General features: G+C 72.6%; 19 protein-coding genes and 1 riboswitch. Of the genes, 5 read left to right on the plus strand and 14 right to left on the minus strand.

All coding sequences use genetic code 11. The features are described from left to right. Position 1: 1 nt before the first annotated feature. Complete coding sequence (locus IT347_02835; protein ID MCC6348510.1) at positions 2-826, minus strand: rhomboid family intramembrane serine protease; 825 nt, start codon at positions 824-826, stop codon at positions 2-4. A gap of 230 nt (positions 827-1,056) precedes the next feature. Between IT347_02835 and IT347_02840 the strand changes: the two genes are divergently transcribed. Then, the gene (locus tag IT347_02840; GenBank protein MCC6348511.1) at positions 1,057-1,767 is read left to right on the plus strand and encodes a site-2 protease family protein; all 711 of its coding nucleotides are present in this window, start codon (positions 1,057-1,059) and stop codon (positions 1,765-1,767) included. 34 nt (positions 1,768-1,801) lie between these two features. Here IT347_02840 and IT347_02845 read toward each other — a convergent pair whose 3' ends face one another. Both IT347_02845 and IT347_02850 read right to left on the minus strand, forming a co-directional pair. Further along, positions 1,802-3,622, minus strand: coding sequence for a protein kinase (locus tag IT347_02845; GenBank protein MCC6348512.1), 1,821 nt, complete (start codon positions 3,620-3,622; stop codon positions 1,802-1,804). Between the two features lie 23 nt (positions 3,623-3,645). Then, positions 3,646-4,623 carry a hypothetical protein gene (locus IT347_02850; protein MCC6348513.1) on the minus strand — a complete coding sequence of 326 codons (978 nt, stop codon included), beginning with the start codon at positions 4,621-4,623 and terminating at the stop codon, positions 3,646-3,648. Between the two features lie 214 nt (positions 4,624-4,837). On the opposite strand from IT347_02850, the gene IT347_02855 reads away from it, so the two are divergent. Continuing rightward, complete coding sequence (locus IT347_02855; GenBank protein MCC6348514.1) at positions 4,838-8,035, plus strand: CHAT domain-containing protein; 3,198 nt, start codon at positions 4,838-4,840, stop codon at positions 8,033-8,035. Positions 8,036-8,050: 15 nt separating this feature from the next. Here IT347_02855 and IT347_02860 read toward each other — a convergent pair whose 3' ends face one another. Next, a complete protein-coding gene (locus IT347_02860; protein ID MCC6348515.1) occupies positions 8,051-8,806 on the minus strand; it encodes a hypothetical protein in 756 nt (251 codons plus the stop codon). Positions 8,807-9,113: 307 nt separating this feature from the next. Then, a riboswitch (TPP riboswitch) is annotated at positions 9,114-9,218 on the plus strand. An 85-nt stretch (positions 9,219-9,303) separates the two neighbouring features. On the opposite strand from IT347_02860, the gene IT347_02865 reads away from it, so the two are divergent. After that, positions 9,304-10,698, plus strand: a complete 1,395-nt coding sequence (locus IT347_02865) for a sodium:solute symporter family protein (GenBank protein MCC6348516.1) — start codon at positions 9,304-9,306, stop codon at positions 10,696-10,698. Next, the gene (locus tag IT347_02870; GenBank protein MCC6348517.1) at positions 10,695-12,971 is read left to right on the plus strand and encodes a TonB-dependent receptor; all 2,277 of its coding nucleotides are present in this window, start codon (positions 10,695-10,697) and stop codon (positions 12,969-12,971) included. Before IT347_02865 ends, IT347_02870 begins: the two co-directional genes overlap by 4 nt. 187 nt (positions 12,972-13,158) lie before the next feature. Here IT347_02870 and IT347_02875 read toward each other — a convergent pair whose 3' ends face one another. From IT347_02875 to IT347_02885, 3 genes are all read right to left on the minus strand, one after another. After that, the gene (locus IT347_02875) at positions 13,159-13,485 is read right to left on the minus strand and encodes a hypothetical protein (GenBank protein ID MCC6348518.1); all 327 of its coding nucleotides are present in this window, start codon (positions 13,483-13,485) and stop codon (positions 13,159-13,161) included. A 196-nt stretch (positions 13,486-13,681) separates the two neighbouring features. Continuing rightward, the gene (locus tag IT347_02880) at positions 13,682-14,485 is read right to left on the minus strand and encodes a peptidylprolyl isomerase (GenBank protein ID MCC6348519.1); all 804 of its coding nucleotides are present in this window, start codon (positions 14,483-14,485) and stop codon (positions 13,682-13,684) included. A gap of 113 nt (positions 14,486-14,598) precedes the next feature. Further along, positions 14,599-17,544, minus strand: a complete 2,946-nt coding sequence (locus IT347_02885; protein MCC6348520.1) for a hypothetical protein — start codon at positions 17,542-17,544, stop codon at positions 14,599-14,601. A gap of 249 nt (positions 17,545-17,793) precedes the next feature. On the opposite strand from IT347_02885, the gene IT347_02890 reads away from it, so the two are divergent. Next, entirely contained in the window at positions 17,794-19,107 is a 1,314-nt protein-coding gene (locus IT347_02890; protein ID MCC6348521.1) for a type VI secretion system contractile sheath large subunit, read from the plus strand. 36 nt (positions 19,108-19,143) lie between these two features. On the opposite strand, the gene IT347_02895 is transcribed toward IT347_02890, so the two are convergent. From IT347_02895 to IT347_02925, 7 genes are read right to left on the minus strand one after another with little or no spacing between them, the layout of a single operon-like run. Next, positions 19,144-19,569, minus strand: coding sequence for a hypothetical protein (locus IT347_02895; protein ID MCC6348522.1), 426 nt, complete (start codon positions 19,567-19,569; stop codon positions 19,144-19,146). A 52-nt stretch (positions 19,570-19,621) separates the two neighbouring features. Then, positions 19,622-20,845 (minus strand): hypothetical protein, encoded by a 1,224-nt coding sequence (locus IT347_02900; GenBank protein ID MCC6348523.1) that lies wholly within the window; start codon positions 20,843-20,845, stop codon positions 19,622-19,624. Between the two features lie 16 nt (positions 20,846-20,861). Next, complete coding sequence (locus IT347_02905) at positions 20,862-21,299, minus strand: hypothetical protein (protein ID MCC6348524.1); 438 nt, start codon at positions 21,297-21,299, stop codon at positions 20,862-20,864. Positions 21,300-21,348: 49 nt separating this feature from the next. Next, on the minus strand, positions 21,349-21,777 hold the full coding sequence (locus IT347_02910) for a hypothetical protein (GenBank protein ID MCC6348525.1): 429 nt from the start codon (positions 21,775-21,777) through the stop codon (positions 21,349-21,351). Then, positions 21,774-22,394 carry a hypothetical protein gene (locus IT347_02915; GenBank protein ID MCC6348526.1) on the minus strand — a complete coding sequence of 207 codons (621 nt, stop codon included), beginning with the start codon at positions 22,392-22,394 and terminating at the stop codon, positions 21,774-21,776. Before IT347_02915 ends, IT347_02910 begins: the two co-directional genes overlap by 4 nt. A 3-nt stretch (positions 22,395-22,397) precedes the next feature. After that, the gene (locus IT347_02920) at positions 22,398-23,675 is read right to left on the minus strand and encodes a hypothetical protein (protein ID MCC6348527.1); all 1,278 of its coding nucleotides are present in this window, start codon (positions 23,673-23,675) and stop codon (positions 22,398-22,400) included. After that, positions 23,675-24,175: a DUF4150 domain-containing protein gene (locus IT347_02925; GenBank protein ID MCC6348528.1), complete on the minus strand. Its 501-nt coding sequence runs from the start codon at positions 24,173-24,175 to the stop codon at positions 23,675-23,677. The genes IT347_02920 and IT347_02925 overlap by 1 nt, the downstream gene beginning before the upstream one ends. Between the last annotated feature and the right edge of the window lie 2 nt (positions 24,176-24,177).

A 24,177-nucleotide genomic window follows, 5' to 3' on the forward strand; every position in this document is an offset into this window, starting at 1 on the left:
GTCAGCGTCCCGACAGCAACCGCGTGAAGCCGAGGAACGAAAGGACGACTCCCGCGACCGAAACCAGCGCGAGAAATCCGGCGAGCAGCAGCACGCCCATGCCTTCCCGGCGGTGGCTGGTGGGCATGAGTTCGGCCGTGCCGAAGCCGGCCGCGAAGCCGCCCGCGTGCGCCCAGTTGTTGACGCTGCCCATGGTGAAGCCCATCACGAACATGAAGATCGCGCTGATCCAGAGCTGCTGCGTGATGTGGCCCTGGTGGGTGCGCCGGCCGTACGAGATGAGCGCGCCCAGCAGGCCGAAGATCGCGCCCGAGGCGCCGATCGTCGGGTGTCCCGTCGCGACGTTCGAGATCAGGAAGCCGCCGATGCCGCCCGCCATGAAGACGAGGAACGCCCTCGGCGCCCCCCAAAGGTCCACGACGTTCGGCATGAACTGCTTCAGGATCAGCATGTTGAACAGGATGTGCAGCAGGCTGCCGTGCAGGAACGTCGCGGTCGCGAGCGTCCACCACTGGCCCGCCGCCCACGCATACCCGCCCGTCATGCCGAGGTGGTAGAGCGCGGCGCCCGAGGGTGCGAGCAGGTCGAACAGGCCGCGCATCTGGATCGCGCCCGGGTCGATCGCCAGCGACAGCAGGTAGAGCACGACACAGTACGCGATGATCACGTTGCCGAGGTCGAACGCCCCGCCGAAGGCGCGCCGCAGCACCGGGCCGTAGCCGAACATGCCCGGCTGCCAGGCGCCGCAATAAGGGCAGCTCTTCTCGCCCACGCCCACGAGCTTTCCGCAGCGCGGACACACCACCGAACCCGTCTGTCGTCTCATCATGGCGCGGCAGGTTAGCCGAGCGGCCGCCCGGGAGCGAACACGCGGGACGTCGTGCGCCCTGCAAGCGCGCCCGTGCAGCTTGAGCGAACCGCGCGGGCACCGCCCTCCGTCCGCGGGGTCGCGGCGCGCCAACCGCATGTCACTGCGATCCGCGCGCAACCCGTTGCGGGCCGCCGCCGATGGCCCGGCGCGTGCTGCGGGACCGCGGGCAGGGAGAGACCGCTCGCATGACCGCCACCACCTTTCACGCCCTCGTCTTCTGGTTCCCGGCGTTCCTGTTCTCGACGACCGTGCACGAGGCCGCCCACGCGTGGGCGGCGCTCCACGGCGGCGACGACACCGCGGCCCGTGGCGGCCAGGCGTCGCTCGCGCCGTGGCCGCACATCCGCCGCGCGCCGTTCGGCATGCTGGTCGTGCCGCTGCTCACGAGCCTGACGCAGGGCTGGACGATCGGCTGGGCGAGCGCGCCCTACGATCCGGAGTGGGCGGAGCGCCACCCGCGCCGCGCCGCGCTCATGGCCGCGGCGGGCCCGCTGGCGAACCTCGGCCTCGCCGTCGCGGCCTTCGCGCTGCTGCGCCTCGGGCTCGTCTTCGGTGTCTTCGACGCGCCCGCGCGCATCACCCTCGATGTCCTCGTCGAGCCGGCGGCCGGAGCGGATCCGCTCGGCGTCTTCGCGTTCGCGGCGCTCGCGCTGTCCGTGCTGTTCACGCTCAACGTGCTCCTGTTCGTGCTCAACATGCTGCCGTTCCCGCCGCTCGATGGCGCCTCGGTCCTCACGCTGGCGATGCCGCCCCGTGCGGCGAGCGCCGCCCGCACGTTCATCACGATGCCGGGCATGTCCTTCGTCGGCATCCTCGCGGTCTGGAAGTTCTTTCCCGTCCTCAGCGAACCCGTGCTGAAGGTCGTGATCGCGCTGCTGCATCCCGGGCAGTACTGAGGGTGCCGCTCGAACTCCCGGCCCGGGCGCCGCGCTAACGGGCCGGAAGCCTTCGCTGCGTCGCACGCACGGCGGCGATGCCGCGAATCGCCGTGAGCGCTTCGGCCAGTTCGGCGTCGGTCGGCGACAGTCCCCTCAACGTCTCGAGGCTCGCCAGCGCCGCGGTCCGCTCTCCGAGCGCCGCCTCGCATTGCAGCTTCGCGAGCCAGCCGGCCGCGAACGTCGGGCGCAGCCTGACGGCGCGATCGGCCGCGACGAGCCCGCTGTCCGGCGCTCCGCCCGCGAGCCAGGCGAGCGCGATGTTCTTGAGCGGCGCCGGCTCGGCCGGGAAGCGGGCCTGCGCCGCGCGCAGGGTCGAGAGCGCCTCGGCGGTGCGTCCCGCCTGCACGAGCGCGTAGCCGAGGTTGTTGGGGTACTCGGCGCGCGTGGAATCCAGACGCGAGGCCTCCTGCAGGTGGGCGACCGCGCCGGGCCAGGCGTGCGCGCGCAAGTCCAGCTCGCCGAGTCCGTAGTGCGCGGCGGCGAGCAACCCGGGCCGCCGCGGGTTCTCCCGCAGGACCTCGGCGTATCGCTGCGCCGCGCGATCGGCGGAGCCCGCGCGCGCCAGCACCGCCGCCAGGTTCAGTTTGGCCTCGGCGTAACGGGGCGCGATCGCGAGCGCCGCCTCGAAGCGCGCCTTCGCGACCTCGACCCGACCGGCCATGAGCGAGTCGTGCCCCTGGTTGTTGAGCGACACCGCCCGGCGGCTCGCGGCCGCGTTGCGCGCGAACACGCCCCAGGTGATCGCCGCGCCGACGGCCGCGATCACCGCCAGCGCGGCGCCGAGCCGGGCGCCGCGGCGCGGCCGACGCACGAGACCGCCGGCGGGAACGGGCAGGCCGGCCTGCGCGGCGGGCCGCCGCTCGACCGGCAGCGTCACGGCGCTGGTCGTCGCGCCGCCCATCTCACGGGTCACCGCTCCGGATTGGACGGGTTCCGCGGGGGCGAAGGCGCGGCTCACGCCGCTGGCCCACCCGCCGGCGGGCGCCTCCCCCGTCACCCCGCCGAGTGCGCTCGCGACCTCCGCGGCGTCCGGGCGGGCCGCCGGGTCGCGGGCCAGCATCCTCGCGAGCAACGCCTCGACCTCGGGCGGAGCGTCGGCGCGCCGCTCGCGCAGGGGCGGCGCGTCGTCGTGGGCGATCGCGTACAGGGTGGCCAGGGCGTTCGGCCCCCGGAAGGGCAGCGTGCCCGTGAGCATCTCGTAGAGGGTCACGCCGAGCGCGAAGACGTCCGCGGGCGCCGCGCCCACGTCCTCGCTCTCCGCGCCGGGCGACGACGTGCCGCGCACCAGCTCGGGCGCCATGTAGAACGGCGTCCCGAGCGTCGAGCCGGTGCGGGTCAGCCGGGAGGCGTCGGTCATGCGCGCGAGCCCGAAGTCGGTGACCTTGACCCGGCCGTCGGCGTCGAACATCAGGTTCTCGGGCTTGATGTCGCGGTGCACCACCGAATGCCGGTGCGCGTAGGCCAGCGCCGCCGCGACGTCGCGCACGATGCCGAGAGCGTCCGGCATCGGCAGCGGGCCGGCGGCGAGCACGTCGCGCAGCGTGCGCCCCGCGAGCAGCTCCATGACGAGGAACGGCCGCTCGGTGCTGCGGTCGAAGGCGAACAGCGTCGCGATGTGCGGGTGCTGCAGGGCCGCGGCGGTCCGCGCCTCACGTTCGAAGCGCCGCAGCGCCTCCGGGTCGTGCGCGTTCGTCCCGCTCACGAACTTGAGCGCCACGCGACGGCCGAGATCGAGGTCCACGGCTTCGTGCACCTCGCCCATGCCTCCCTGACCGAGACGGCGGACGATCTCGAAATGGGAGATGCGTTCCATCACGATCCGGGCCGCGGGCCGGGTCAGCGCGTTTCGCGGTGGAGTGCCAGGGCCTGCCGGAACTCCGCCGCCGCGCGGTCGGACGCGCCCACCTTCAGGTAGAGGTTGCCGAGCGCCTCGTGCGGCGCGGCTGAGCCGGGCACGAGCGCCGACAGCTCCCGAAACTGCCGGGCCGCGGCGTCGTAGAGCTCCAGCCCGCACAGGTACGAACCCGACAGGAAGCGCGCGGCGGCCGTGTCCGCGCTGGCGCCCGACGCGATCCGTTCCAGGTTCGCGCGCACGTCGTCGCGCGACGCCTTCGCGAGCAGGCGGACGCGCGCGCTCTCGCGGCGCAGACTGCCCCGGTCGTCCAGTGCCGTCACTTCCCACTCGTACTCGCGACCGTCCGCGAGCGGTGCCGCGTCGGGCGGGTAGGCGAGCGTCCGTTCGGGGCCGGACGCCGCGGGGACCTCGCGCGACCAGGTTTCCGGCCCTCCGACCGGCGCGAGGCTCACGCGGTAACGGATCGCCCCGGGCACCGAGCGCCACTCGAACACGGGCGCGTCCTCGAGCACGGCGGTGTTTCGCGGAGCGACCAGCAGCGGCGAGCCCGTGTCCGCGTCGGAGCGCATCTCCGACATGCTGACGAGGCCGGTCTCGCGCGAGCCGGAGGTGACGTACTGACTCACCTGCGCGAAGACTTCCTGCGGCAGCTCGCGCGCGGCGCCCGCCTCGGAGGCGCGGCCGCCGACCGTGATCGAGCCGCGCTCGCCGAGCGTGACGACGTTGCCGTCACCGAAGAACAGCGTGGCGCTGCCGCCCTTGCCCACCGTCACGCGGTCCCCCCGCCGCAGCGCCTGGCCGAAGGTCGCCGGAGTCGCGGAGGCGCCGCGGCCGGCGAAGACCTCGACGTGCCCCCTTACGGCCGCGAGCACCGCGACCGTCTCCGAAGGTGCAGCCACCACCGCGCCGGCGTTCGCGAACCCGACGAGGAGGACGACGGACAGTGCGAAAGCACGCATGGGAACCTCACCCCCTGAGGAGGGAACGGAGGGCGCGAAGAGCACGCCCGGCCGCGCGAAACCCGCGCGGGGATCGCCGCCGACATTAGAGGCTGACGCCGGCCGCGTCCACGCCCGACCCCCCGGTACGACCTTCGGGAATCGTGAGCCTTCGGTCCCGTGCGGGGATTGCGCTGGCGCGCCCGCGCGCGAAACCGCATGCTGCGCTCAGGCGATGAGACGGACCCGCGAACCCGGCGCGCACCGCGCGAAATCGAGCGTTCTCCTGGCGGCGCTGGCGCTGGCCGCGTCGATCCTGCCGGGCCCCGCCGCCGCGGCGCCCGCGGCCCCGCGCCCGGCCATCGAACGCCGCTTCGAAGCGGCGATGTCGGCGAAGCGCTGGCGCGAGGCGTCGAGCCTCGCCGACTCGCTGGTGCGCACGCGCGAGCTCCGTGAGCGGCTCCCGGCCCGGCAGGCGGCGGCGATTCTCGACAGTCTCGGCCGCCGGTTGTTCCTCGCCGGCGACCCCGGGGCCTGGGCGGCGGCCGAGCCGTTGTTCCGCGCAGGCCTCGTCGTGCGGGAGCTCGCGCTCGGTCCGGACGACCCGGCCGTCGCCGCCAGCCTCGCGACCCTCGCCACGCTCTTCGACTACCTGGGCCGCTGGGCGGAGGCCGTGCCGCTCGCCGAGCGCGCCGTGGGGATTCGCTCGCGGGTGCTGGGAGAGCGCCGCCCCGAAACCGCCGCCAGTCTTCGCCAGCTCGGGCTGCTGCGCTTTCAGCTCGGCGACTACGCCGGCGCCGCGACGCCGCTCGAACGCTCGCAGGCCATCTACGATTCCCTCGGCGCCGGGTTCGAGGCGAAGGCCGCCGACGGCCTCAACAACCTGGGCGAGCTCGCCCGCGTTCGCGACCGGCTCGACGAGGCCGAGGCGCGCTTCCGGCGCGGTCTCGAAATCGCGCGGGCCGCGCTTCCGCCGGACGACCCTACCCGCCTGGGCCTCGGGAACAACCTGGCCGGGCTGCTCAAGGATCGCGGGCGATACGACGAGGCGGAACCGCTGCTCGAGTCGGGCCTCGCGATTCTCGAGCACGACGCTTCGGACCCCGAGGCCCTGGCGACCGCGCGATTGAACCTCGCCGAGGTGCGCCGCCTGCAGGGCCGTCCGGAGCGGGCGGCGGCGCTCTACGCTTCGGCGCTCGAGGAAGCGCGCCGGGCACTGGGAGCGCGGCATCCCGGCCTCGTGCCGTTCCTGAACCAGACCGCCGTCTGCGAGCAGGACCTGGGACACTTCGCGCGCGCCGAATCGCTCTACCGCGAGACCGGCGAGGTTCTCGAGGCGACGCTGGGCCCGGAGCACCCGCTGCTGGCGCAGAACCTCGTGGACCTCGCGCGCTTCGAGCTGGCGGAGCATGCGCGCACGCCGGACCGGCCGCTCCCGGAAGAGGTGGACTCGCTGCTCGCGCGCGCCCGCGCGTTGCGCGAGCGGAGCCTGGGCCCGGATCATCCCGACGTCGCGCTGGTGATGCTCGAGCAGGCGCGTTCGCGCGCGCTCGAACCCGGCGCGGCGGCGACGGTCGGCGCGCTGCTCGGCCGGGCCATCGCCATCCTCGATTCTTCCGGCGCCTATCCGGACGCCCGGCTCGACGCGTACGCGCAGCGCGCCCGCTGGCATGGCGCTCGCGGCGAGCGCGATCCGGCGATGCGCGACATGGCGGTGGCGCTCGCCGCGCGGGACTCGCTGCGCGCCTGGCGCGGAGGCGGCGATCAGACGCGCGCCGCCTACATGGCGAGCCAGCTCGACCTCGTGGACCTCATGGTCGGCTGGCAGCTCGAGGCCGGCGAAGTGGACGCAGCGCTCGCGACGCACGAGCGCAGCCGCGCGCGAACGCTGCTCGACCAGATCGCGGCCAGCGGCGTGGACCTGCGCGCCGGGATCCCGGCCGCGCGGCGCATGCCGCTCGAGACGCACGAGCGCGCCGCCGAAGCGGCGCTCGCGGCCGTGCACCGCGCGATCCAGGACGCGCGCGCCGACGGCTCGGTCTCGGCACGCGAGCGGCTGGAGACGCTGGCGGCGCTCGAGGCGCGGCGCGATTCGGCCGCGCTCGAGCTGGCCGTGGCGCGCCGCCGCATCGAGGACGCGAGTCCGCTGTGGCGGGACATCCTGGGAGCCGGCGGCGGCGGCGCGAGCGTCGCGCAACTGCAGCACGAAGTGGTGCCGCGCGACGGAATGCTGCTCGACTACCACGTCGGCGAAAAGGCGAGCTGGGTTTTCGTGGTGCCCTCGCGCGGAGCGGCGAGGGCGTACGCCCTGAAGCTGGACAGCGACGCCGCCGCCGTGCTGGGCGAGGCGGCAGGGCCGCTCGGGTCCGCGGCGCTCGAACGAATCGTCGGCGGCCGGCCGGCGGACGCCGCGGGCGGCGAGGATCCCGGAATCGTCGGGCTGCTCGGCGGCACGCCCGTCGGCGGATTCCTGTCGCTGCCGCTGCGCTCGAAGGCGGCGCCCGATTCGTTCGAGCTGCGGCTGAACGCGCTGTGGCGAACGCTGGTTCCCGAGGCCCTCCGGCGTCCGCTGCGCGCGGCGCGCACCGCGGTCGTCGTGCCCGACGGCGCGCTTCAGCTGGTCGCGTTCGAGGCGCTGGTCACCGAGCCGCGCGGGCGCGCGAAGGCGACACGCTACTGGCTCGACGACGGGCCGGCGATCGCCTACGGGCCCTCGGCCGCTTCGCTGCTCAGCCTCGCGCTGCGGCCCCGTGCCGCGAACGCCCCGGCGGCCGGGAGGGCTCCGGTCTTCAGCGTGAGCAACGTGGCATTCGCCAGCCCGGCCATTCGCGGGCGCACCTGGTCGCCGCTGCCGGGCACGGCGCTCGAGAGCCGCTCGATCGAGGAGGCGTTCGGCCCCGGGCAGGTCGAGACGCTCTCCGGTTCCGAAGCCCGCGAGCCCGCGGTTCGCGCCGGGCTCGCCGGACGCCGATACGTTCATCTCGCGACACACGGCTTCACCGACGTTTCGCCCGAGCGCCTGCTCGCCGGGCTGGTGCTGGCTCCTCCGCCCTCGCCGCCCCGCGACAGCGACGACGACGGACTGCTCGAGCTGTTCGAAATCCACCGGCTGTCGCTGGGCTGCGAGCTGGCGATGCTGTCGGCCTGCGAGACCGCCCGGGGTCCGCGCGTCGCCGGCGAGGGATCGTTCGCGCTCTCGCGCGCGTTTCTCGCCGCGGGCGCGCGCCGCGTGGTGGCCAGCCTGTGGGCGGTGGACGACCGCGCCGCACCGGTCGTCGTCCGGCGGCTGTTCGACGCCGTCGCCGCGGCCGACCGGGCCGGACGTCCGTGCGACTACGCCGCGGCGCTCCGCGAGGCGAAGCGGGCGCTGCGGCGCGATCCACGCTGGGCGGACCCGTTCTACTGGGCGCCCTTCGTGCTCAGCGGCTCGTGAACGGGCCGCCGGCGCTCAGTGACCGGCGAGCTTGAGCGCCCCCCAGCTCTTCTTCGCGACGGGCACGCCGGCGAGCGTGGTGATGGAGATGGTCAGATAGTCCGTGTCGTGCGGGAAGCGCACGAAGCCGGCGTCCCACCAGGCGTCGAGATCGTAGCTCACACCCTGATTGAGGTTGCCGAGCGTGATGCTGGCGCTGGCATGGCTGCCGGCCGTCGGCGTGCCGCTGCCGTCGCCAAGACCGAGCGAGCCGCCCGTGGCGTCGGTCAGGTTCTCGACATCGCGGTCGGCGCTGCGGGAGCCGTTGAAATAGGCGCCGTCGGTCATGTTCCAGCCGCGCGGGGCCGGGTCGTCGTCGAACAGTTCGAGCAGGTCGTGCTCGAGCCCCGAGCGGTTGAAGCGGAAGTAGGGCGTCGGCTGCGGGTCGCCGATGTAGCACGACTCCTCGTTCGAGCCCGCGGGCGGCGGCAGCGTGTTGGCCGCGACCTGCGTCGTCGGCGAGACGGTCACGTTGTCAATGAGCTGCTGCGTCCAGGTCAGCGTGCCGCTGCCGTCGTCCACCCACTGGAGGGCGGTGAACGTGATGACCACCGGTTCGACCGGCGCGGTGAACGAGAGCGACACCGGCAGCGCGCAGAACAGTCCCTGCGGGAACTTGCGCACCAGGGTCTTGGCGGGAATCACCTCGTCCTGCGCGACGGCGGTGCCGGGGAGCGCGAAGCCGGCGAGCGCGAGCAGCGTGACGACGGACCAGAGAAGAGCACGAGACATGGGGACCTCCGGGGCAAAAGGCAGGGCCGTTGTCTCGAGGGCGGAACGGCCGCGGCTGCGACGGGCCCCGGGCGGAGCCGGGGCGTGAAGGGAAATCGTATCCGGCGCCCGGTCCGGCTCTCAACACATTTCACCTCGGGCGTGCCGGATTTCGGGCCGCCGGGCGCGGGAGGAACCTGCTGCCGGGCCCCGCAACCGCCGCTCCCCGGGCTGGGGGGGGCGCCTCCAGCGGGTCTCCCCGCGGGCCCCGCGGCTTGCGCTTGCCGGTCGGCGGGCGCATGGTGCCGGCCGTCCGCGCGTCTCGGCGGACCGTCGTTCGGGGTGGCCGGCATCGGACAAGCGCCGGCCTGAGATCACACCCGTCGAACCTGAACTGGCTAAGACCAGCGTAGGGAAACGGCCAAGACGACCCGGTTGTCCCCGAGTTGCCTTCCACGCCGTCCCTTCGCGGGCGGCGTTCGCGTTTCGCGGCCCCGCCCGGAAGGCATGACTTCGCGATGTTCAGCAGCAGCCCGCTCGATTGGGCGCTCGTCGGCGCCTATTTCGTGTTCCTTCTCGTTCTCTGGCTGCGGCGCTTCGGCTCGCGCCCGCCGGCCGAGGACTACCTCGTCGCCGGCCGCGCCGTGACGCTGCCGGCGTTCGTCGCGACGCTGGTGACCACCTGGTACGGCGGCATCCTCGGCGTCGGCGAGTACGCCTGGAAGTACGGGCTGGCGAACTGGGTCGTGTTCGGCGTGCCCTACTACCTCGGCGCGCTGCTGTTCGCGCTGCTGTTCGCGCGGCGCGCGCGCGAGGCGAAGCTCTACACGATTCCCGACCTGCTCGACCGCGCGCACGGCCGTGGACCCGCGCTCGCCGGGGCGGTCGCGGTGTTCGTCACCTCGGCGCCCGCGGCCTACGTGCTCATGCTCGGCACCCTGTTCGCGGTCATGTTCGGCGCGCCGCTGGTTCCCTGCGTGTTCGCCGCGGCGGTGCTGTCGGTCTTCTACGTGGACCGCGGCGGCCTGCGCACCGTGATCTTCACCGACCAGATCCAGTTCGTGCTCATGTACGGCGGCTTCGCGTTGCTGCTGGTCTTCCTCGTCGTGCAGCACGGCGGGCTGTCGTTCCTCGAGGCGCGGGTTCCGGCCACGCACTGGCGGTGGAACGGCGGCAACGGCCCGGCGGCCATCTTCGTCTGGTACGTGATCGCGCTCGGCACGCTCGTGGACCCGGGCTTCTGGCAGCGCGCCTACGCCGCGCGCGACCCGCGCGTGGCCCGCGACGGCGTGCTGTGGTCCATCGCCTGCTGGGCGGTGTTCGACTTCATGACCACGACGACGGGCCTGTACGCGCGGGCGCTGCTGCCGAGGCTGGCCGAGCCGGTGTTCGCCTTCCCCGAGGTCGCGCGCCTGACGCTGCCGCCGGTCGCGCTCGGGCTCTTCTACCTCGGCATGATCGCGACGGTGATGAGCACCATCGATTCGTACGCGTTCATCGCGGCCACCACCGTCGGCCGTGATTTCATCTGGCGCCTGCGTGGCGGCGACGAGGCCCGGCTGCCCTTCTACTCGCGCATCGGCCTGTGGCTCTCGACCGCGGTCGCCACCGCGCTCGCGGTGGCGAGCCAGAGCGTGATCGCGCTGTGGCACGACATCGGCTCGGTGGCGACGCCGATGCTGCTGCTGCCGGTCGCGGCCGCGCTCACTGGCCGCGGGAGGCTCTCGTCCCGCTGGACAGTGGGGTTCATGGTCATCCCCGGCGTCATCTCGCTCTACTGGGTGCTCGCGAAGTCGCTCGCCTGGACGCCCGGCTATCCCCTCCGACTCGAACCCATCTACGCGGGGCTCGGCGCGTCGCTGCTCGTGTGGCTCGCCGGCCGCGCGTTCGACCGACAAGGATCCGCGTCATGACCTCCCCCCTGCTTCTCGCCGCCGCGCTCGCGGCCGCCGTCAACGCCGCTCCCGACACGTTCCCGCGGATCGTGCCGCTGCCGCCCGTCGAGGTGAGCACGACCCGCGCGGACGCGCGCGCGCCGCTCGCGCGCACGACGCTCACGCGCGGGCAGGTGCGAGAGCTCAACTGGGGCCAGGACACCCCCATGGCGCTCGGCACCCTGCCGGGCGCCTACGCCTACTCGGACGCGGGCAACGGCGTCGGCTACTCGTATCTGTCGCTGCGCGGCTTTCCGCAGCGGCGGATCAGCGTGCTCGTGAACGGCGTGCCGCTCAACGACCCCGAGTCGCACGAGGTGTGGTGGATCGACCACCCCGACCTGCTCGCCTCGACCGCCGAGCTCCATGTGTCGCGCGGAGTCGGCCCGGCCCTGTACGGCGCGGCCGCGCTCGGCGGCAGCGTCTCGCTGAACACCGCGCCGATCGGCGAGGTCGCGCGCCGCACGGCGAGCGTATCGTACGGCGCGTGGGGCACGAAGCGGCTGCTGCTCGAGGGCGACTCCGGCAGGCTGCCCGGCGGCTGGGGTCTGTACGGCCGCTACTCACGCATCGAGACGGACGGCTATCGCGAACGGTCGTGGTCCCGGCTCTGGTCGTACGCGCTCTCGGCGCAGAAGACGTCCGCCACGCAGTCGTGGCGGCTGAACCTGTACGGCGGACCCGAAAACACGCACCTCGCCTATCTCGGCGTGACGCCCGGGTACCTAGCGGGCGCCGTGACCGGCGATGCCGACCGCGACCGGCGCTTCAACCCGATCACCTACCCCGGCGAGCAGGACCACTTCTTCGAGCCGCACTACGAGCTGCTCCACACCTGGACGCCGACGGCCGCGGTCACGCTGTCGCAGACGCTCTTCTGGTTCGACGGCCGCGGCTGGTACGACGAGCGGCGCCTGGGCCGCTCGCTCGCCGACTACCGGCTCGCGCCGTGGACGACGTCCGACACGACGCTGTTCGCGCACGATTACTACGCGCTCGACGCGAACGGGAACGTGGTCCTCGACGGGCAGGGTCGCGCGACCGTCGAGCGTTTCGACCTGGTCCGCCGGCGCGAGGTCGTGAACCGGCACTACGGCTGGGTGCCGCGCGCGCGGATCGCGCATGACCGCGGCGCGCTGACGCTGGGCGGCGAGCTGCGCTTCCACGACGGCCGGCATGTCGGCACCGTGATCTCGGGCTCGGGACTGCCGCCCGGCACGGAGCCGGACCACGCCTATTACGACTATCACCCGCGGACTTTGTCCGCGGGCCTGTTCGCCCGCGAGGAGTTCGACGTCACGCCGGCGCTGCGCGCGACCGCCGACTTCGCCTGGCGCCACCAGGGCTACCGGATGCGGGGCGACCGCTTCGACGGCATCGCGTTTCGTCAACAGTACGACTTCGCGCTGCCGCGGCTGGGCCTTTCCTGGACGCCGAAGCCGGCGTGGAGCGTTTACGCGTCGTTCGCGCTGGCGCGCCGCGAGCCCGCGTTCCGCGACCTCTACGACGCCGAAGGCGCGGGCAGCGTGCCGCTCTACCGCCGTGTGGACGTCGCGGCCGGCGTGTACGAGGACCCGCTCATCCGTCCGGAACGCGTGAACGACCTCGAGCTGGGCGGCAGATGGACGGGTGACGGCCTCCTCGCCAGCGTGAGCGCGTTTCGCATGGACTTTCGTGACGAGCTGGTCAACGCGGGCCAGTTCGACACCGACCTGGGCTACCCGATCCTCGGCAACGCGGCGCGTTCGGTGCACCAGGGCGTCGAGCTGGCGGGCTCGGCGACGCGCCGCTTCGGAGCGCTCCGCGGCGCGCTCGAAGCGAACGCGACGCTGTCGGACAACCATTTCGTCCGTTACCGCGAGTCCTGGGGGCCGGCGCCCGCCGACGGGGCGAGCTACGACGGCAGGCCGCTCGGCTTCTTCCCCGCGGTGATGGCGAACTCCGGCGTCCGCGCCACGTGGCGTTCGGCGTCGCTCGGCGCGAGCGTTCAGCACGTCGGCCGTATCTACGTGGACAACACGGGCACGAAGGCCAACAGCATCGCGCCCCGCACGACACTCGACCTGTCGGGCTCGCTCGCGCGCGAGGTCGGCGGCGCGCGCGCGGAGCTGTCGCTGCGGGTGATGAACGCCACCGGCGTCCGCTACGCGACGAGCGGCTGGATGGACTACGACGCCGCGGGCAACCTCGTGCCGGTGCTGATTCCGGCGGCGACGAGAGGCTGGCTCGCGGGGCTGCGCGTGGACTGGTAGCGGGCGCCGGGTCCGGGGGGCGACGCCGGTGCGGTGATGCTCCCGGGCCTCAGCGTCGGTCGGCGGCATCCTGCCGCCTTCCTCCTCGCTCCGCGCCGTCTCCGCCGTCCCTGGCTGCGACGGCGCTACGCGCTGAGGCCCGGGAGCATCACCGCACCGGCTTTCAGCAGCGCCAGCGCCTGAGCTCCTAGCCCTTGCCGCCGCGGTTCGCGAACAGGGAGTTCAGGCCAAGCGCGATCAGGATCACGGGCCAGAGCTTCCAGACGCTCTCCAGCTTCAGGTAGCCGAGGTTCTTGAGCAGCAGCGCGAGGCCCACCGTGAGCATGATGATGGGGCCGAACACGGAGGCGGGTTTCTCGATCAGTCCGAGCAGTCCGGCGATGACGAGGATCGCCGGCCACCAGGTGTGGAAGACCGCACCGAAGTGGATCGCGCCGAGCTGGTCGGCCAGGAAGAGGCAGCCGAACACGACCAGCATGACGCCCGAGAACGAGATGCGCGGACCTGAAGCCATCGGTTCCTCCGTGAACATGGGTGGGCGGACGCGCGGCATCCTGCCACGGCCGCGGCGCCCGCGTCACGCGCCCCGGTGGCCGCTTTCCCGACGAAGCCTGCATCGCGCTCCGCGGCGACGGGCGCTGCGCAAACGATCGGGGCGGCCCGGCGAACCGGACCGCCCCCGTACCGCCCGGGCCAACCTGGCGCGAGGACTACTGCACCTCGACCGTGGCCTTCTCGATCCACATCTTCTTCGACGTCGTGCCCGAGCGCGAACCGTTCGCCTCGAGCTTCTTCAGCACGTCCATGCCCTCGACGACCTCGCCGAAGATCGAGTGCTTGTCGTTGAGCCACGGCGTCGCGGCGAACGTCAGGAAGAACTGGCTGCTGTCGGTGCCGGGGAGGCCGGTATTCGCCATGGACAGCAGGCCCGGCCGGTCGTGCCGCGCTTTGGGGCTGAACTCGCTCGTGAACTGGTAGCCGGGCCCCCCCTGGCCGTTGCCGAGCGGATCGCCGCTCTGCGCCATGAAGCCGGGGATGACGCGATGGAAGATGATGCCGTCGTAGAAACCCATGCGTGCCAGGTAGAGGAAGTTCGTCACGTGCATGGGCGCGATGTCGGGCATCATGCGGATCAGGATCGGGCCTTCGCTCGTCACCATGCGCACGAAGTACTTCTTCGCCGGATCGAACTGCACGACCGTTGGGATCGTCAGGTGCGTCTTCCAGCCGGCCTGGCTCTTGTTGGGCTTGTGCGCCGCGATCTGGGCGTCAATGGCGGCGATCGCCTTGTCGGTCGAGGGCGCGGCGGCCTTCGCGGGAACCGCGGCCTTCACCTCGGCGGCCCTGGCGGGAACGGCCGCCTTCGCCTCGGAGACCTTCGCGGGAACGGCGGCCGTCGCCTCGGTGGCCTTCGCGGGAACCGCGGCCTTTGCCGCATCGTCGGCGAGGGCGAACGTGACGGAACAGGCCATCATCGTGAGCGTGGCGGCGGCCACGAGGGAAACGCGCTTCATCTTCGGACTTCCTCCTCTGGAGGGATGACTACGCGAAGCGGGGGGCGTCATGCAGGCCATCGAGGATGGCCCGCCGGCACCCCCCCGGCAAGCGACATCGCGTTTCGGAATCGTCAATCCGTGTGCACGAGGCGCGCCGCTCCGCTGCGTCCGTCGGCCTGCCAGCGCAACAGGTAGAGCCCCGGCTCGACGCGGCGCCCGGCGTCGTCGCGGCCGTCCCACGTCACCGTGTGCTCGCCCGCGTCCAGCGCGCGGGCTCCCGAGACCACGCGGCGTCCGGCGAGGTCGAACACGTCCCAGCGAAGCGGGCCGCCGCGCGCGAGCGTGAACGACAGCGTCGCGGAGTCGCGGAACGGGTTGGGGCCCGCCGCGCGCAGCGCCGTGACGAGGGGAACGTCGGGCGTCACCGGCCCGTTCGCGAGCACCTCGAGCCGAAGTCTGCGGGGAGTCGCGGAGAGGACGAGCGGCACCGACACGCCCGAAGCGACCTCGCGCGACCAGCCGCTCGCGGGCTCGGACAGCACCACGCGCCGTCCGTCGGGCAGGTTCGTGAACGCGAAGGTCAGCGCCGACTCGGTCAGGCCCGAAGCGGCGCTCGCGTCGAAGTCCCACGCGAGCGTCGCCGCGTCGGGACGGAAGACGGACGCGTAGCCGCCGTCGTCCGCGCCCCAGTCGGAGACACGCGCGACGAGCCCGAGGGCGTCACCGGGCCCCTCGGGCGGCGCGTGCGCCGAGAGCCGGTTCCAGCGACCCGGTTCGACGGGCGCGGCGCCGAGCACGAGACTCGCCTCGCGCGCGCCGGCGCGCGCGCTGACCGCCACCGACCAATCGCCGAGCGTCGCGAGCGAGGGCTCGAGCCCCCCGGTCGCGACCGGGTTCCACAGACACGGGAACTGCAGCGTGATGCCCGTGGCGCTCTGCCGCCACAACCAGTACGCGCGGCCCGGCTGCAGCACGCTCACCGCGCCGTAGGAACTCGAGCCGGGATTCCACTCGAGCACCTGCGGATCGGTCGCGGTGTTGCCGGCGTCGGAGATCGGCACGTCGGGCCCCGGCGAGACGCGCAGCTGCGAAACCGCGAGCGGGAAGCGGAACGGCGAGCCGAACTGCGTCCAGCCGCGGCCGTTCTTCGTGCTGCCCAGCATCGTCAGGTTGAACTGCGATTCGGCGACCGCGGTGCCGCTGAACGTGAGCGTCGTGTCCTTGAGCCCGATGAACCAGTAACCCGCTCCCGGCACGATCGTGGTGAGCGCGGGCGTGGTGGACGGATCGAGGTACATGCTGTCGTCGGCTTCGTAGTGGCCGAGCCGCCAGCGCACGGGGTCGTAGGGCATCCACGACGCGAACAGGCTCGAGATCGTCGCCGGCGAAAGCGTCGCGGGCACCGAGAACGCCCGGTAGGAGCCCGCCGGAACCGCCAGCTGCGTGCCCACCGGAGCGTTCGAGAAATGCGCCTGCAGCGTGCTGTCGGCGGTGACGGCGTGGAACGTGTAGTTGGGCACGGCCGCGAAGTTCGTCGCGCCGACGATGACGTGGTCCACGTGGTGGCCGGACGTGCCGGCGAACTGCACGCGCAACGAGTCGCCCTGAGCGACCCAGCTGCGGCCGCCGCCCGCGGAGAACGCACCGTTGCCCGCGGCGATGGTGGCGTAGATGCGGAAGTAAATTCCCCTCGTGCCGCTCGGCGAGACGCGTTGTGCGTAAAGGTCGGGCCCTGTCGTGCCCGCGTCGCGGTCGTCCACCCACGCCGCGAGCAGATCGGTCCCGCCCACGGCGACCGGATAGGTCTGCGACGGCGTCACCCCGGTCGTGAGCGCGACCGGGCCCGCCCAGTCGGCGGCGCCCGAGCCCGTGACGTGTCGCGCGAACGCGGCGCCGCCCGAGGCCCAGACGGCGTAGTAGCCGTTGCCGCCATCGCCCGCGGCGGACAGGTTCGAGGTGGCATCGAGCGTCTGCCCGGTCGCGAGATTGACCGGCGTGCCGGGGGTTCCGGCGGACGTGACGGCGACCGACTGCACCGTGCTCGTGACCGGGGCCAGGAGCTTCGCAGCGCCGCCCGTAAACGCCAGCAGCCCCGCCGGCGCCGAGGCGGTGTTCAGCCACAGCACGCCGCTCGCGCTCACGAACGTTCCCGCGGGCGTGAGCTTCGTGCCTTCGATTCGCGTGCTGTTCGCGTCGGACCACGCCACGACGAGCGAGTCGGTCGCGGGGATCCGTGCCATGAGCGCCTCGACCGACGAGCTGGACGTCGAGGTCACACCGCCCTCGGTCCAGGCCCGAGTGCCCGAGGCGTCGAACTTCTGGAAGAACGTCTGCGTGTCGGCGCCCTGGTCGTCCTCCCACGAAACCCACGCGCCGCCCGCGCCGTCGGCGAGCAGCCTCGGGTTGAGCTGAGGATCGGTGTCGGCGCTGTCCGCGCCGACGCCCCCCGCGAGCCATGCCCGCGAGCTGTCGGCCAGAATGCGCTGGATGTAGACGTCGTCGTCGGTGGCGCCGCGGTTCTCGACCCACGCGACGATCGCCCCGCCCGCGCCGTCGGAGGCGATTGCGGGCGAGCCCTGCACCGTGTCGGGCGAGGTCGGATCCACGATCAGGCCGTTGGCCGGCCACACCGCCGAGCCGCTCGCGTTCAGGCGCTGGACGTAGATGTTCTTGCGCGTGACCGCGCGGTCGGCGGTCCAGGCGAGCAGGACGCCGTTCGCGCCGTCGGGGGCGGCCGTCAGACCCGAGAGCCCGGAGAAGCTGCTGTTGACGAGCACGCCGCTGCTTCCCCACTGCGTCGCGCCGGTCGAATCCACGCGCTGGCTGAAGATGCGCGGGCTGCCACCGTTCGTGTCCACCCACGCGGCGATGAATCCGCCGCGGCCGTCGGTCACGGCGCGCAGGCTCGACTGCGCCCCGTTGGCGGCGCTGAAGGCGAATCCGGAGGGCGACCAGGCGGCGAACGCCGACGCCGCGGCGCACAGCGAAAGGGTGGTCACCAGGGTCGCCGTCGCAACCACGCGCACGGTGAAGTGGCCCGGGTTGCCCGGGACGCGAACACGCGAATCCTTCGACATGCGTTCCCTCGCCTCGATGGATGGGGATGGACGCGGTCTGCTACCGTGCGCCCGTCGCGCCGCTCCCCGGTTCGGGGCATCGCGCGAAAACGAAACCCGGCAGGCACATCAACCGCCCGCGCTACCCCGAGAAGGTGCCCGCCGGAGCCCCGAGGCGCAAGCGGTAACTCACGCGAACCGATGGGCGCCCGCCGCGCGGGCCTTCGCAGCCCGGGCGGCCGGGCGGCGCTGACCGAAAGGAAGAGAGCGATGAGCACGCTGCCGTGGCGGATCCTGGTCGTCACCGATCTCGGAACGGACAGCCGGACGCCGGCGCGCGTCACCGCCGACACGCTGGCCGGGTGGTTCGCGGGTCTGAACGCTTCGATCCCGCTGCCGGGTGGCGCCGCGCACGCGGCGGGTTCGCTCGACGCCCTCGCACCGGCGGCGCTGAAGGCGGCCGGCGTCGCGGAAGGCTCGCTCGACGCGGCGCTGCACGAACCGCGCACGCAGCGGCTCGAGGCGGCCTGGCGGGGACTCTCGCTTCTCCTGTCCCACGCGTCCGGGCCGGTCGTGATCGAGGCCCTCTCGCTGCCGCGCGGTTCGCTGGTGCCTCGCTTCCGCGAAGCGGTTCACGGACCCGAACTGGTCGCGGCGGAACCCGTGTCGCTGGTCGTCCTCGACTACGATTTCACGAACAAGGCCGCCGACCTCGCGGCGCTCGGCGAGCTCGCGGCGATGGCCGCCGAGCTGCAGGCGCCGATCGTGGCCAACGCCGGCGCCGGGTTCTTCGACCTGCGCTTCCTCGTCCAGGCCGGCGCCGTCAAGGATCTCGCCGGCCGGCTGGCGGATTCGGCGCACTCCGGCTGGCAGGCGTTCCAGAAGTCCGACGAGGCCCGCTGGCTGTGCCTGACGCTCAATCGGTTCCTGCTGCGCGAGCCGTGGAAGCTCGGCGGGTGGAGCGAGGCCTGCACCGACTCGAACCCCGACAGCTACCTGTGGGGGCGCGGCGGGTGGCTCGTGGCGGCGGCCGTCGCGCGCAGCGTGGCGGCGCACGGGCACGCGCTCGATCTGTCCGGCACGGGCGGGCGGTTCGACGGGCTCGCGACCCGCGACTTTCCGGTCAACGCCAACGAGTCGAAGGCGCTCGCGAGCGAGGTGCCGTTCGCCGAGACGCAGGCGCTCGAGCTGACGCACGCGGCGTTCACCACGCTCACGGGCGGCCTGGACCTGCCGAGCGTGATGATGTCGCTGGTCGTGACCGCGCACCGCTTCGCCCCCGGCCGGCTGACGGTCGAGGGCACCCTCGCCTACCAGCTCACGGCGGCGCGCGTGGCGCTGGCGTGCGGCGTCGCGGCGGGCGCCGTGGACGGTGCGGCCGGTGCGGACGCGATCGTCGCGGGCGCGAGCGCGGCGCTGCGCGGGCAGCTCGGCGGCCTGCTCGGCGACTCGGCCGAGGCGCTGACCGTACGCGTACTCGAGGCCGAGGGCGGGGCGCCGCGGCGCGCCCAGGTCGTCGTCGCGCCGATGCTCAAGCTCGAGGGCAAGTCGCCGAAGTTCGAGGTCGAGATCGCGCTGGACTGAACCGCGCGCGTCGGCACGCGCGGCCCGGCGAGCGCCTCAGCTGCGCCCGTGCCACGGGTACGGAACCACGTCGAAGTGCGTGTGTGGATTCCGGTCGCGCAGCTCGGCGAGCAGGCCGTACGGCGTCATGATCGGCGGCGGCGGAACTTCGAGCCCGCAGGCGCGCGCGACGTCGGCGCTGAAACTCACGCAATCCTGCACGCCGATCGCGTAGAAGGATTGGCGCCACGTGCCGTCGGCCTGGGTCAGCGCGCGGCTCAGCCGCTCATCGGGCACTTCGAAACGGACGTAGTGGTTGATGAACGCCTCGCGGTTCGTGGTGTCCACCTCGCCGCGGCCCGCGGGCGAGCGATGGCGGCGCGGGTGGAAGCCGCGCCAGACCTGCCGGCCCCACGCCCCGATCTCGAACAGGCACGCCGAATGGAACATGCCCGTCTCGGTGATGACCGTCAGGTAACCCATCGCGCTCTCCCGCCTTCGGCTCCCGCGCGCGAACGGCGCGGGCCACGCCCGATCACACCTGCAGCAACTCGCGACGTCCGCCGCTCCCGCCGCCCTTGAAGCGCGCACGCATCATTGTCTCGAAACGCGACCCCAGGTCCAGTTCCGCCGCCACGCCCGCGCCGTCGGCGTCGAGTCCGCGCGCCCAGCGCCCGCCCTTCGCGAACTCCTCCTTGCGCTCCTCCCACTGGCGCTGCGCGTGCGCCGGGTCGGGCACGAACGCCTCGTCGGCGAACTCGGCCGCGTCGGGGCCGGCGTCGGCGGGCGGAGGCAGCGCGACGCGCTTCGCCGGGCCCGCGCCGAATCCCGTCAGGCGCAGGAACGCCGCGCCGGCGGCCTCGGCGTCCTTCGCGTCCTTCGCGGCCATGCCGGCGAGGCAGGCCTCCATGCTCGCGAAGTTGCCGCAGGCGGCGAGCATTGCGAAGCGGACGGGACCGAGCGGCGCATGCGCCCCGAGCGCCGCGACGAGAGGCGCGTCGGCCTTCCCGGCGAGCGCGCAGAAGAGCGCGAGCTGGCGGGTGTTCGACTCGTCCTTCGCCTTCGCGCGTTCGCGCCCGAGCGCGAGCGCCCACGGCGCCCGCATCCACACCCCCGCTTCGTAGGCCGCGAACCGCACGGCTTCCTCGGCGTCGCCGCGCGCGAGCGGCTCGAGCTTGTCCGCCGCCACCTCGGCCCACGCGGCGACGCGGCACGCGGCCAGGCGCACGTCCGCGTCGGCGCTCGAGAGCCAGCCGGCAAGCGCCAGCGGCGCGGGCGCGGTGCCGTGGGCGGCGAGCGCCTCGGCCGCCGCGACCGCGATCGCGGCGTCGGGATGGGCGGCCAGCGCCTTCAGCCCGGGAAGGGCCGCGCCGAGCGGCCCGCGGACCAGCGCCTGCCGCGCACCCTCGCGCGCCGGCGGCGGGCCGGATTCGAGCGGGCCCGGCACGGCCATCGCTTCCGCTTCGCCGCCCATGCGAAGCAGCGTCCAGGCGGCGGCCGCGACGCGCGAAGACTCCTTCGCGCCGAGCGCTTCCTCGAGCAGCGGCCAGGCGAGGCTCGGCACCGCCTCGAGCCCCGCGGCGTTCGCGGCCATGCGCCCGTCGAGGTCCGCCAGGTTCTGGGCGAAATGCTCGAAGGAGCGCACGGTCGCTTGGCGCCGCGACCACAGCCACTCGAGCTCGTCGAGATGCTCGGCGGGCAGGTCGTCCACGAGCACGCGCGGCTCGCGGCCGGTCGCGGTGGCGGGCACGGGGCTCACGAAGGTCGCGCCCCGCTCAATTGATGTGCACCGTGCCGCCGCGGATCTTCTGCGTCCGCTTCGCGCGGGTGACGATGTCCTTGCCCCTGACGAGCACGCGTCCCTCGGCGTCCATCGTCAGCGCGCTCTCGCCGCACTTGAGTTCGATCCGCCGGCTCGCCTCGAGCGTCAGCTCGGCCGGCGCCGACGTGTCCGGCCGCGGCGTCTCGTAGGGCGCGACCACGCCCAGCACGACCCCGCGCTCCTCGCCGGCGCCCGGCAGCAGGACCAGCACCTGAGCACCCAGCGACAGCGACAGCGTGGGACGGTCGGCGGTGCGCAGCACGTTGCAGCGCAGCCGCAAGGGCGGCGCGCCCGGCACGACCACGCCGACATCGCCGAGCTCGGTCAGCTCGATGACGCTGGCGAGCGCGGCCCTGCCGGCGGCCGCGGCCGCGATCGGATCGGTGTTCATGATGTTCCTCCCTCGATGGCGGCCGCCGTCGGCGCGGGGCCGCGGGTGTTCACGACCGGGCGACGACGCGCACCTCGACGACGCGCGAGCGCAGCGCGCCGAGGTACGCCGACACGAAGTAGCGGCCGGCACGCGGCACGAAGCCGCTCTGCCCGAAGACGTCCGCCTGGAACCAGCCGCGGCGCAGGTCCGGCGGCGCCGGCTGCGTCTGGGGGCCGATCGCCGAGCGCGCGGGCCGCAGCGCGACGCTGCGGGCCGAACCGACCTCGACCAGCAGGAGCGTGAGCGCCGCGAACGGGTCCTCGCGCGGCAGCGCTCCGGCGTCCTTCGCCGCGATCTGGAACACGCCCGAGACGGCGAGCGCGGCGGGCCGCTCGAGCGGGACCGCCGCCGGGGCCTGCAACTCGATGCCGGCCACACCCTCGGCGAGGGCCGGGGAGTCCGCGACGGGTTCGAACCAGGGCAGCGTCACGCTCATTTCACGACCTCGAATTCCACCTCGTTCGATTGCACGTCATGCAGCACCAGGTGGACCCGCCACTTCCCGGGCCGCTCCGGGACCTTCCAGACGCGGGCGAGGTTGAAGTTGAAGTACCCGCGCGCCGTGATGTCCTCGTCGGAGATGAGTTCGTCGTCATGGGACGCGGGCGGGGGCGGCGCGTCGTCCGAGGTCGTCATGTCGGAGGCCCGCGCGGGGTCCTCGTGCATGCGGAAGTGCCCAGTCGCCGTCTCGTGCGTCTGCACGTTGCGCGCGAGGAACACGAGGCTGTCCTCCACGATCGGGAACTGGCCGAGCACTTTGTTGTTGAACGACCACACGCCGCACAGCGGGATCCGTTCGAGCGAGCCCGCGGGGAGCTTCGAGGGCATGGCGATGAGGATGCCCTCGAAATCGTCCCCGGCCTTCGGCGTGCCCGCCGATTCCTCGAACGTGTCCAGCTTCACCTTGTCGAATGCCGCGTCGCTCATCGTCGCTCCCGCCTGCCCCGGCGCCTCGCCCGGGGCGTTCGAAGGGTCACCGTGGTCACCCGGCGCGCAGCCCGCTCCGGCCAGCAGCACCGCCGCGAGCAGGGCAGCGCACCGGTTCGACCGCATCGCCTAGCCCCCGCTCGCCCGCGTCGGCCAGCGCATGTCGTCGCGGTTCATGTTTAGCCGCTTCAGGATGGGCGCGCAGGAGCCGCAGAACTCGAGCGAGCGCCCGTCGTGGCCGTAGTGGAACATCACGCAGGTGCCGTCGATGTAGTTCGGGTTCGACCCGCCCGCGGCGGTGCTGCAGTGGCCGCCGCCGTTCATGTACTGCGTCGGGTTCTTCTTGAGCCCCGTCTTAATCGGGTTGCCGTTGTACTCGTTGTACTCCTGGATGCTCGGGGGGACCATGCCGAGGCCGTGCCCCATCTCGTGGATCATGGTGCCCTGCCGCGGCGAGATGTCCCGCGGGGTGTTGCCGAGCGTGCGATACGCGACCACGATCTTGCCCGAGCCGCTGTTCGCGAAGCCGTTCAGCACCTTGCAGAACCAGACGCTGAACTTGTAGACGAGCTTGCCGCGGCCGGCGGCCTCGTCGAGCGCGGTCGCCATGGGCGTTCCGTCCGGGATCGACACGCGCAGTTCGCGGTCGCCGGTGCGGGTGATGTGGGGCGTGAAGTTGTAGACGCCGATCCCGACCCCGCCGACGTTCCCGGTGGCGAACTGACCGCGCGGCCAGAGGATCCAGTTCGCGTTCACGGTGGTGGCCGGGTCCGACGTCTGCGGGAAGGAGTTCACCCGGAACGTGCGTTTCGTGGTCTTGACGATGAACTCGCGCTGGTACGAGAGCCAGATGCGATCCACGAGCAGGATCCGCGCCTCCAGCCGGTCCTGCGTCACCGGCTGGATGAGATTGTAGCCCTCCTCGTACTTCTGGAGGATCTCGTCGTAGGTCACGCGTGGCGAGCCGCCGGCCGCCGCGACCTGCTCGGGCCAGACGCCGTGCTTGTGGTACTCGCTGCTCACCGGCCCGAACGTGAACAGGAACTTGGGGTCCATGTAGCGCACCGAGAAGAAGACCTGGCGCCAGACCTCGTAGTCCTCGTTCGTCTTCTTGTCGGAGCCGTCCGGTTTGAGCCCGACCGAGACCTTGAACTTGTCGAGGCCGCACACCGAGATGCGGAATTTGTCGTGCTCGCAGACGCCGTTCTTGTCGGTGTTCATCGAGAACTTCATGGCGCCAGCGCTGCCGAAGCCGGCGCGGTGCGCCGCCGGCAGGAACTTGAGCGGCACGTTGCCGCCGTCCGGCTCGAGGAACCAGTAGAGCTTCCGCTCGGCCTTCTTGTTCAGCTCGGCCTTCGAGTGAATGGAGCGATGCTCGCTCTTCAGGTTGATGATGTACTTCTTCATCACTGCACCTTCTGCTGCTCGCCCTCGGGCTGCTCGAACTTCGAGAGCGACGAGTCCGAGTCCTCTTCGGAAGCCGGGATCATCACGACGATCGACGGGGGCTGCATCACCGGGAACGGCGGCGTGTTCTTGTCGTTGAGCAGGAAGATGTCCATCAGCCGGACGACGTTCTTGCCATCCACCTTGACGTCGAACGAGTACATCTGCGGCTCGGCCTTGCCCTTGATCTTGCCCGACACGACGCCGCCGATGCTGCCGGCCTCGTCACCGGTGCTCATCTTGAAGTTGGAACTCTGGAGCATGATCGGGTTGCCGTCGCACTTGACCGTGGTGCTGCCCGAGGCGGTGTCCGAGGACTGCGCGATGTTCGGATAGGGAATCGGAATCGGCGACGGCGAAGGCGGAGCCGGCGTCTTGCAGACGTCGGGAAAGCCCGTGCAGATGCCGTTGCTGCTCGCGTGCACCACGGTGCGCATGTTGACGCTGACGGTCGCGGGCATGC

The organism is Candidatus Eisenbacteria bacterium (assembly GCA_020847735.1).
GTDB lineage: Bacteria > Eisenbacteria > RBG-16-71-46 > RBG-16-71-46 > RBG-16-71-46 > CAIXRL01.